The organism is Novosphingobium sp. B-7, from assembly GCF_000410615.1.
GTDB lineage: Bacteria > Pseudomonadota > Alphaproteobacteria > Sphingomonadales > Sphingomonadaceae > Novosphingobium > Novosphingobium capsulatum.
This window is the reverse complement of the sequence record NZ_APCQ01000153.1, coordinates 1-10612: the sequence shown is the minus strand read 5'-3', so window position 1 is coordinate 10612 and position 10612 is coordinate 1. Positions and strand designations below refer to the sequence as shown.

8 protein-coding genes are annotated in these 10612 nt (G+C 66.4%); 1 reads left to right on the top strand and 7 read right to left on the bottom strand.

All coding sequences use genetic code 11. The features are described from left to right. From H926_RS0101830 to H926_RS0101815, 4 genes are all read right to left on the bottom strand, one after another. The coding region (locus H926_RS0101830) for a hypothetical protein (RefSeq protein WP_202804664.1) at positions 1-372 on the bottom strand (372 nt) is incomplete at its 3' end. Positions 373-442: 70 nt separating this feature from the next. Continuing rightward, positions 443-1723: a UDP-N-acetyl-D-mannosamine dehydrogenase gene (gene wecC / locus H926_RS0101825; protein ID WP_043607406.1), complete on the bottom strand. Its 1281-nt coding sequence runs from the start codon at positions 1721-1723 to the stop codon at positions 443-445. A gap of 502 nt (positions 1724-2225) precedes the next feature. Further along, a complete protein-coding gene (locus tag H926_RS0101820) occupies positions 2226-3404 on the bottom strand; it encodes a DUF2252 family protein (protein WP_022674777.1) in 1179 nt (392 codons plus the stop codon). Then, the gene (locus tag H926_RS0101815) at positions 3401-3637 is read right to left on the bottom strand and encodes a hypothetical protein (RefSeq protein WP_028657447.1); all 237 of its coding nucleotides are present in this window, start codon (positions 3635-3637) and stop codon (positions 3401-3403) included. The genes H926_RS0101820 and H926_RS0101815 overlap by 4 nt, the downstream gene beginning before the upstream one ends. A 171-nt stretch (positions 3638-3808) precedes the next feature. Between H926_RS0101815 and H926_RS0101810 the strand changes: the two genes are divergently transcribed. Then, positions 3809-5464 carry a family 43 glycosylhydrolase gene (locus H926_RS0101810; protein WP_022674775.1) on the top strand — a complete coding sequence of 552 codons (1656 nt, stop codon included), beginning with the start codon at positions 3809-3811 and terminating at the stop codon, positions 5462-5464. A gap of 12 nt (positions 5465-5476) precedes the next feature. Here the strand turns inward: H926_RS0101810 and H926_RS0101805 are convergent, their stop codons facing one another. From H926_RS0101805 to H926_RS32915, 3 genes are all read right to left on the bottom strand, one after another. Beyond that, positions 5477-7534, bottom strand: coding sequence for a TonB-dependent receptor (locus tag H926_RS0101805; protein WP_022674774.1), 2058 nt, complete (start codon positions 7532-7534; stop codon positions 5477-5479). A gap of 75 nt (positions 7535-7609) precedes the next feature. After that, positions 7610-9436 (bottom strand): polysaccharide biosynthesis/export family protein, encoded by a 1827-nt coding sequence (locus H926_RS0101800; RefSeq protein WP_022674773.1) that lies wholly within the window; start codon positions 9434-9436, stop codon positions 7610-7612. A gap of 41 nt (positions 9437-9477) precedes the next feature. Beyond that, on the bottom strand, positions 9478-10612 hold a 1135-nt coding region (locus H926_RS32915), incomplete at its 5' end, for a chain-length determining protein (protein WP_022674772.1).

Here is a 10612-nt window from a genome sequence, read left to right as displayed (position 1 = left end):
GGCGGCGCGCCACGCTGCCGCCTCTGCGGCATGGGCGGCGAGATCGGCTGCGAGCAGTGCCGCGCTGTCGCCACGGTTGACGCACGGAGCGGCGGCGGCATCTGCGGCAGCGTCGCTGTGGTCGCCATCGCCGGGGGAGATACCGGCGCCGTCATTGCCGCCTTGCATGACCCCGCTTTCCTGGCCCAGCGCTGGTGACAGGGCCAGTGCCGATGCCGTTGCCAGCGCGGGTGCAGGGCATGATGGCGCGGGCAGCGCATGGGCAAGGGTTTGCGTGTCGGTCATCGGCTCCCCACGGCGCCCCGGCGAGGCGGGGCGAGCATAGCTGTGGCGAACACCCGATCCGAAACGCATGGCCGGTAGCGGTGGCATGGCGCCACCTTGGCCGCGTCATCCGCCGGCCCGGCTGCGTATAAGACAGCAGGCCTTGCGGATCGGGTGCTCAGTCCGTCCAGATCCCGCGCGCGTCGACGATCTCCACCCCGTCGCGCCGCTTGGGCGAAACGGTCTTGAACGGGCGATGGTCAACCAGCAGGGTCCAGACATCGGCTTGGTCGAGGGCGGCAAAGCCATCGATCAGTTCCACGCCGCAGGCCGCCAGCGCGGGCGGCAGCACGGCAATGTTGGGTTCCACGACCAGCAAGGGCCGGGTGAAATGGGTGGACAGGTCTTTCACGATATCCACCGCCGGGCTTTCGCGCAGATCGTCGATATCGGGCTTGAAGGCGAGGCCAAAGGTGGCGACGCGCACCTGATCGGGCGTGCAGCCCTTGCGCGCGGCGACGGCGCGGGCGGCGGCCAGCACCTTTTCAACCACCCAGTGTGGCTTGCTGTCGTTGACCTGGCGCGCGGTGTGGATCAGCCGCGCCTCTTCCGGGCTGCGGTTGACGATGAACCACGGGTCCACCGCGATGCAGTGTCCGCCCACGCCCGGGCCGGGCTGCAGGATGTTGACGCGCGGATGGCGGTTGGCCAGCCGGATCAGCTCCCACACGCTGATGTCCAGCTTGTCGCAGATGATCGACAGTTCGTTGGCAAAGGCGATGTTCACGTCGCGAAAGGCGTTTTCGGTCAGCTTGCACATTTCCGCCGTGCGCGCGCTGGTCACCACGCATTCGCCCTTCACGAACGTGCTGTAGAGCGAAACCGCCTCGGCCGAGCAGCGCGGAGTGAGGCCGCCGATCACGCGGTCATTCTCCACCAGTTCGCGCAGGACATGCCCGGGCAGCACGCGTTCGGGGCAATAGGCCACGGCGATGTCTGCCGCCTCGCCCGCATCTTGCGGGAAAGTCAGGTCGGGCCGTGCTTGCGCCAGCCACGCGGCGATCTGCTCGGTCGTGCCGACCGGCGAGGTGGATTCGAGCACCACCAGGTTGCCCTTGGCCAAAACCGGGGCGATCGCGTTGGCAGCCGCCTCGATATAGGAAAGGTCCGGTTCGTGCCCATCGCGGAACGGCGTGGGCACGGCGATGAGGAAGGCATCGGCCGGTTCGGGGCGCAGCGTGGCGCGCAGGCGACCTTCGCGCGCTGCTGCGTGGACGACCATGTCAAGATCGGGCTCCACGATGTGGATGCGCCCCTTGTTGATCGTCTGCACGGCGATTTCGTTGACGTCCACACCGATCACTTCGATCCCGCGCGAGGCGAAGACGGCGGCCGTCGGCAGGCCGATATAGCCAAGGCCGATCACGGAAACCCGCTTGAAGCGGTGGGCTGGGGTCATCATCTCTTCGGTTTCATCCCTCAAAGGCGCCGCAGTGGCCATGGCGCATGCCCCCTTTCCTACGTGATATCCCGTGGCAAAAGCCTTAAGATTGCAGAGCCCCGGGCCTTGGCCGGAATGCCGATGGCGGCACGCCCGGCCAAAGCCGCGAAACCGGTGCGCAGTGGGCCGCCATGGCGGACGGTGGTTCGGCCAGTGGATGGCAGACCGGAGCCACCGCCGCGCGGGCGACCGTATTGCGAGTGATCGGCGGCGTGATGCTGCCGGTGAAAGGATCATTCCCCAGTTCCGCCCGCCTCGCGAGCCCAGAAACCTCCGGAAGCAATCAATCGCGGACGCGGCTAAAGCGCCATCCGCACAAATACTGAGTATTTAACTTCGTTTCGGATGCGACCCGCTGCATGCATAACGCTGGCGCACGATTTCACCCGCGCCACAGGGCGGGAATCGCTGCGGATTCAAGTTTTCCGGGGGACGCTCAGGCCGCGTCAGTGGCGCCGCATCACGCGAGGCGGCGGCAATGGTCGAGATAGCCCGCCTCGTGCCGGGCGGCGAGATCGACCACGCTGCGCCACAGCCACGATGGCGCCTGGTCGTCGGCAGGGGCTGGTTGCAATGCGTCTTGCCAAGCGCGGCGCACATCGTCGCTCATCTGCCGGGCATGGGCCATGCCGACGATATAGGCGAGATAGGATGCCGCCGACACGGCCTGGCGGCGCGAGAACTGCTCCACCTCGATCTTGAGGTCCTGCGGCGCCAGTTCGCGCAGCACCACGGGCTTGCCCAAGAGATGGGCCGGGATCATCCGTTCCCCCAGATTGGGCGCCAGCGCACAAGCCCCCGCAACCACGCGCGCGGCCGGGTTGCTGGGCATCGCCACCCCATCGGCAACTGGCGCCACGGAATGCACCGCTTCCTTGATATCCACCAGCGCCAGGTATTCCGGGCCCTTGTCCTGCGCGCCAACGCCAAGCACGACGGCATAGCGCAGCCGGCCCAGCGAACTGCACCCCTTGCGCCAATAGGCCGCATCCAGCACGCGCACCCGCCCATCGCCGGCATGCCCGGCCAGGGCCAGCGCCTTGGTGCGCACGGTTGGATCGTCGAAAAGGGCGGTAATGGCGTCGCGTTCGGCCGCCGCCAAGGGCCAGAAACGCTTGCCCAGCGGCAGGCTGGGCGTGGGGCCGTCGATCCGCTCGTTGGCAAGATGGCGCCATTTGCGCCCGGCCGCACGGCGACGCACCGCGCGCACCACCTTTGGCTCGGTGGGATCGTCTTCCGGTTCGGGGGAAAGCGCGCGGGAATAGCCGTCGATCATCGCGGCCAGCATCTGCGCGGTTACAATGCCCGGTAGGTCTGAGCTGCGCGCCGCCGTTTCCAGCGAAAGGCCCAGGCGAATAAGATCGAACGCCGGATTGCCGATCACCGTCTGGTCAAGATCACGGATCTGGATGGCGAAATCGTGGTGCCGATCTGCCAGCGGCCCGAGATTGCCAAGATGGCAATCGCCACAGATCCACACCTTCGGCCCCACCGGCACTTTGGCCATAACCGGCGAGGCTTCCAGCCATTCATAAAATTGTGCCGTATTGCCGCGCACATAGGCGTGCACCGAGCGCGCCATTTTCAGCGCCCGGCGCGCCTCTAGCGCGGCATGCCGGCGATCCGGGGTGATCTTCAACCCGGATGGCCTGCGTGCGCAGCGGCCTTGGCTTCACGGGCCTTCTTGGCATAGTGGTGATGGGCAACGATGCAACCTGCCGCAGCACCGGCCAGCGCATGGCCCTTGCCAACGAAGTGACCGGCAACGCCGCCGGCCATGGCGCCGCGGATGCATCCCTTGGCCATGGCCGGCTGGACCGAAACGGTCGCAGTGGCAGCCATCGCAGCGATCAGAACCAGAGCCTTGCGCATCGAGAAATCTCCTTTGCGGCGATAAAGCGCGGGGTGGAGGATGTGTTCCATGACAATTTGGTCATGGCCGCTATACCGGCCCGCCCCTCCGGCCAGCCACGCCTGGTGCCACCTTGCCATGCGCCAGCGCCCAGTTCATACAGGTATGATAATTCTAATTTGGAGAGGCCAATGCAAACCCGCCGCGCAACCATCAAGCTCGCGCTCGCCAGTGCCGTGGCAGGCTCGGGCGTCGGGGCGGGCGCGGCGTCGGGGCAGGCGCTGGCAACCGACGACCGGCGTGCCTGCGGCCAGTCGTTCCGGCCTGCCTGGCCGCGCGGCATTGAGGGTCAGCGCAAGGCCGACATGGGTGATGGGCGCTACCTCAACCCCATCCTGGCGGGCGACTATCCCGATCCTTCGGTGCTGAAGGACGGCGATGATTATTACATGACGCATTCGTCGTTCGATGCGGCGCCCGGGCTGCTGATCTGGCATTCGCGCGATCTGGTGAACTGGCGCCCGCTCGGCCCGGCCCTGACCAAGCCGCTGGGCACCGTGTTCGCGGTCGATATTGCCAAGCATGGCGATCGCTATTTCATCTACATCCCGTTCATGAAGGCGCCGTGGTCACCGCCGCTCGCGAGTTTTGCCAATATCTACGTCATCCACGCGCCGTCGATGGAGGGGCCGTGGAGCGATCCCATCGATCTTGGGATCGGCGAACTGATCGATCCTGGCCATGTCGTGGGCGAGGATGGCCACCGCTACCTGTTCTTCAATGGTGGCAAGCGGGTGCGCCTGACTGCCGATGGCTTGGCCACCGCTGGCCCGGTCGAAACCGCCTACCAGGCATGGCATTATCCCGATGACTGGATCACCGAGGCGTGGTCTCCCGAAGGCCCCAAGCTGTTTCGCCGTGGGCCGTGGTTCTACCTCGTCAACGCGGTGGGTGGCACCAGTGGCCCGGCGACAGGGCACATGGTTGCGGTCGCACGGTCGCGATCGATCAACGGACCCTGGGAGAATTGCCCGCACAACCCGATCGTGCGCGCCGCATCGGATGCCGACCCGTGGTGGTCGCGCGGCCATGCCACCGTCGTGGAAGGGCCGGGCGGGCGCTGGTTCATGGTCTATCACGGTTATGAAAACGGCTATCTCACGTTGGGCCGGCAAACCTTGTTGGAGCCCATCGAATGGACCGCCGATGGCTGGTTCCGCGCCACCGGGGGTGACCTTTCACAGCCGCTGGCCAAGCCTGGCGGCCAGGCGTTGCCTCATGGCCTTGCGCATTCCGACGACTTTGCCGCCGATGGACTCGGTCGCCTGTGGTCGCTCTATGCCAGCGCGCCCTCGGACAGCGCGCGCGTGCAGGTGTCTGGCAACAGCCTGGCGCTGGCTGCCAAGGGCAGCAGTCCGCAGGATGCCACGGTGCTGACCCAGCAAGTGGGGGACCGCGCCTATGCGATCGAGGTGGATGTCGAACTGCAAGGCGAAACGCATGGTGGCCTGCTGCTGTTCTTCGATGACCGGCTGTTCTTGGGCATGGGCATCGATGGACGGCGCATGATCAGCTATCGGGGCGGCAAGCCCACCTATTGGCAGGAACCGGCGCCGCCCACGCGCCGCCTGCACATGCGCATTACCAACGAACGGCAGGTAGTGACCTTCTACTACAGCCTCGATGGCCAGGCTTGGACGCGCCATGGCGTGCGCAGCTATGTCGAGGGGTACAATGCCAACACGCTCGACAATCTGCTCAGCCTGCGTCCCGCGCTGTTTGCCGCCGGCAAGGGGCAGGTGGTGTTCCGTGCCTTCCGCTATCGCGCGCTGCCGGATCAGGCGTGATAGCGGCAGGCATCAGCCCAATGTCTTGAGCAGCTTGAGCTGAAATTCCGTTGTGCGCTGGCGCCACGATGTTCCCTGCACGAGCGGCGCAGAGAGTTCCTGGCGCGTGCGGCCCGGCACGCGCAGCGTGGCCGACAGCGATAGCGTGCGATCGAAACTGTGGGTCATGACCATGCTTGCTTCGCCCCAGGCGGCGCTGCGTACCTGCCAGTCGCGCGACGGGCTGTTGTACGACCATTGCAACTGCGCGACGTCAGCCGGCACGTCGCCTCGCGCGGTGCCGCTCCATTCCAGCGTGCCGTTGGTGCTGGCGCGCATGGTGTGCAGCAACTGCTGCCCGCCCGGCACATCGATCGGGTTGCGCTGGTCGAACAGGTTGGCGCTGGCGCTGAGCTTGACATGGCGCAGCAGCGGCGCGCTCAGATCGAACTGCGCGCCGGCGCTGCGGCTGCGGCCGGCATTGACATAGCCATAGATGCTCGCCCCTGCCGCGGTGGCGGCATAGGTCGTGCTCCACACATTGCTGGTCGTGCGCCAATAGGCAGTGAGATTGGTTTCGATCGCGCCGCGCCGGTATTGCAGGCTGCCTTCCCACGATGCGGTGGTCTGGTCCTGCAACGCAGGGTTGCCCTGGAACAGGGTGAGCGGGTCTTCGACCACGGTATAGGGGCGCAGATAGTCGAGCGGTGCCCGCTCGATCCGCTGGCTGTAGCTGGCCGCCAGGGTCAGCATCTTGCTGCTCGCGAACTGGATATGCAGGCTGGGAAAAACGGCGGTGCGGCCAAGCACCAGGCGGTCTTCACCCGGGCTGTCGATCTGGCGCACGTTGCGTTCGGCGCGCAGACCGGGGGCGATGGTCAGCTTGCCCAGCGTCTGCTGCAGCGTGGCATAGGCCGCCAGCGTGGTGCTGCGCCCGGCAAAGCGATCGTTGGCAAGGGTTGCCGGTGCGCCGTCGCTTGCCTCGCTGCTCAGGGAATAGGCCTGCGATGTGCTGTCGCGGTGCCAACTGGTGCCCAGCGAAAGCAACCGGTGCGCGGCGATCGGGTGCTTCCAGTCCACCTGCCCGTCGATCGTGGTGGTGGGATTGCGCAAGACCGTGGCAAAGCCACCGCCGTTGCTGAACCGGGCCACGGTTTCATCCCGCACCACGGGGTTGGTATAGAGCTGCGCCGTGGCGGTGAGAGTCTCCCCCTCGCGCGTGCCGCGATGATCGACATCGAGTTCGCCGGTCAGGAAACTGGCCATGCTGCTCAACCGCCGGGTTTCGGCAAAGCTGCTGAAATCGGGGGTGAGGCCCTGATAGCTGGCGCGGGTGTGGGTGATATCGTGGCCGCCTCCACCGCCCAGGCCCAGCGACACGGTGGTCTTGGCGTCGATCTCGTAGGTCGCCTTGCCGCTTAGCCGGCCGTCGGTGCCGCCGGTATCGGTCTGCCCCGATCGCGTATAGGCCGTGGCCGCACCGCCACCATCGGACTCGACGCGGCGGCTGGCGGCATCGTGTGCGCGCACCATCGTGCCGATGTTGCCGCCTGCTTTCAGTTCATAGCTCCACCGCCCGCGTCGGTAATGCAGCGTCGTATCGAGCAGGCCATGGCCATAGCTGGAGGTTTCCACGCTGGCATTACCCGACCAGCCGGTGCGCTGTGTCTCGCGCAGCACAAGATTGATCACGCCGCCTGTGCCTTCGGCGGAAAACTGCGCCGAAGGGTTGGTGATCACCTCGATCCGCGCGATATCGCTGCCGTGCAGGGTGCGCAGATATTGCTGCGCATTGCCGGCGTAGGGATGCCCATCGACATAGATCCTGGCGTTCCCGGCGCCCAGCAACAGGATCTGGTCATCAGGGGTTACCGTCACGGCGGGCAGCCCGCGCAGCAATTGCAGCGTATCCTTCTGCGCCGATTGCGGGGTTTGCTGCACCTGGTAGGTGCGCCGGTCGATATGCAGGGTGGCGGGCGTGCGCGCGGCGGTCACCTCGATCACGTCGGCCGCTGGCGGCACCGGCACTGGCGTCGTGGCCGATACTGCCGGAACGGCCGGTTCGATCGTCGGTGGCAATGCGGCGATCATGCGGTCTCCGGCGGGCTGAGGCACCCAGCATAGGGGCCGCGCGCCAGTCATGAACAGCAAAAAACACAGCGAGGATCAAAGCCCTAGCACCACTTTGGCGCTAACCGCGATCTGATAGAGGATCTGCGTCATGTCTTTGAGGATCTGGCGCGATTTGGTGTCGATGCGCGGCAGCACGAGCAGATCATCGCCACTGCGCACCGCGCGGCTTTGCGCGGCCACTTCCTCGAAACTGCCATCGGCATGGGCCACGACGATCCGGCGTGCGGCGCTTTTCTGGGTAAAGCCGCCGGCCCGCTCGACATAGCTGGTGGCGTCGAGCCCGGCCTGCCAGGCCACGGCATTGGGGAACAGCACTTCCCCGCTCACCAGCACCAGCCCATCGCGAGTCGGCACGCGCAGCAGATCGCCGTTTTCCAGCAGCAGGTCATCGCGCGCGGGGCCTTGTCCGATCACCACCTGGCCCAATGGCTGCACCTTCCGCGCGCGGTCGATCCATTGCAGGATCAGGTCTGCCTCGTTGTGGCGCAATTGGCTTTCATCGTTGGTGCCCGATCGCGCGGTCAGCGCCGCCTGCTCCAGGCTGTGCAGGCTGGCGTCGAGCATGGTCTTCTGGCGGTCCTTCACGCTTTGCCGGAACAGTTGGATGCTGGTCGCATCCGATCGCTCGGAAAAGCGGATCTGGCGCAACAAGTCGCCCAGGTGCGCGCCATAGGGCAGCACATATTCCTGCCGGCTTTCATGCTCTCCCTCGATCCGCACGGTGATCGTGCCGTTTTTCTGGTCCGAGGTGAACTCGATGGTATCGCCATTGCCCACCGGCAGGGCGCCGGCCTCGCCCAGTGGGCGATAGTCGACATTGCGGATCGGCCCAGTGGCGCGGGTAATGCGCATGTGGGTGGCAACCGGCTGCGGCCCGGCGAGCAGGGCGACATCGGCCGTGGTGGGATGGGCATTGCGCGGAAATTCAAAGACATTGGCATTGTTGGCCAGGCCCAGCACCGTCACCGTCTGCTGGCGCGGGCCGACAAAGATCACGTCGCCATCGGCCAGTGGCAAGGGCGGCATCACCCCGCGAAAAAGGAACTGGTAGAGGTTCACGTGCGCGCGCACCTGCTCCCCGCGCTTGACCTCCACATCGATGAACGTGCCGCGATCGGGATCGATGCCGCCGGCCGCATCGAGATAGTGCAGCAAGCCGTCCATGCTGGTGCCATCATAGAGCCCCGGTCGCCGCACGAAGCCGCCGACGAACACCCGCACCGGCTGCGCCTCTGCCAGCGAGGCATAGACATAGACGTTGCTGCGAAACGTGCCCGCCGCTGCCCCGGTGATCACGCGTTGCAAATCCTGGTTGCGCACCCCGGCCAGATGGATCGGGCCGATGTTGGGCAGGAACACGTTGCCCTGCGGGTCCACGGTCTGGACCTGGGCATATTGGAATGCACCCCACAGCCGCAGCACTACCTGGTCACCCGGGGTGATCACGTAATCCGGGTTGAAATGCGCTGCGCCCGCGCGGGCAAACGCGCCGGTGAACAGCTGTGCACCGAACACCGGGCTGATCGCGTTGGCAACATACTGCCCGGAAGCGGCCGTATTGCCCGGCGCCACGGAAGGGGCCGCGCCATCCACCGGCACCGGCTGCGCGGGATTGGGGCTGGCGGTCGGCACGGCAAGCGGCATGGCGGGCAGGCTGGTGCCGCTACCGCCGGTATTGCCCATGGCATTGGCGATGGCAGCCAGCGTGGCCGGATCGGCGCTTTGCAGCATCTGGCCCATCACGCCAGGCGGCAATCCCTGCGCCAGGGCTGGCAAAGGCGCGGCCAGGGCGGTGAAGGCGAGCGAAAGGCCCAGCGCCAGCCGACCAGGGCTGGGCATGGGGCGGCAGGTGCGGCGCATGGGTAGGCGCTCCTTTTTGGCAAACCGAAGGGTGGGAAAGATCAGTCGACGTGGTCGCGCACCACCGACACCAGCAGCAGTGCAATGGCCGCAGCAAGAAACGCGGCGAGCGTGAAGACCAGGGCGTTGTAGAGCCGGCGCGGGCGCGCGGGATATTCGGGCAGGGTTGGCGCCTGGACCACCGAGATTTGCTTCATCGCCTGCATCGCGGTGATCCGCCCCTTTTCCAGCGCGGCCAGCGTCGTCTGGTAGAGCGACTGGCTGAACTGCGCTTCCTGCTGCAATTGGCGGAACGCATCAGCCCGGCGGTTGAGCGCGCCCGGCTCGGGCGCGGCGGCGCGGGCGCGTTCGCGCGCCAGTTCGGTATCGATCGCACCGATCTGCTGGCGCACGGCCACCACGTCGGGATGGGCCGAAACCAGGTAGGCTTCCAACGTGCCCAATTGCGTCTGCAAGGCGCTTTTGCGCGCTTCAAGCTGGGCAATCGTGCCGGCCACGGCATCGAGCGTGCCATCGGGCGACACCATGCCTTCCTTGCTCTGAAAATCGAGCACGGCCTGGCGGGCCTGCTGGTTGCGCTTGCCCATCTGCGCCGCTTCGCTGGCCAGGAAATCCACCTGGGTCTGGGCCAGGCGGTGATCGTTGGCGTTCATGAAAGCGGCGCCTTCGTGCAGCATGGCCGCCACGATCGCCTGCGCCGTGGCCGGGTCATAGGCGCTGGCCTCCACATGAAGCACGCCGGCATTGTCGTCATAATCGACGCGGACGCGCGCTTTCATGTAATCGCGAAAGCGCGCCATCGGCGCGTTGGCGGCGCCGAGGCGCGAAAGCCAGTCGTGGCGATGATCGGCATAGTGCGCGCGCAAGTGCAGCCGGGCGTCGAGCCGGGCGAGCATGTCTTGCGAAAGCAGGTGGTTGCGCAGCAGCATCTGGTCATTGCGATTGCCGCCGCCCGCGCCAGCCAGGCCCGACAGCAGGCCACTCAGCCCGCCCGGATCGATCGCGCCCATGTCAGCCCGCTGCACGACCACGTCGGTTTCCGAAACATAGAGGTCAGAGGCGATCAGGCACCAATAGCCGCTGGCGACAAGGCTGGCAGCGCCGGCCAGGCCCAGCACCAGATGGCCGCCAGCGTGGGCGCCGGGCGGGCGGCAGCGTGGTGGCGCCAGGGGCTTC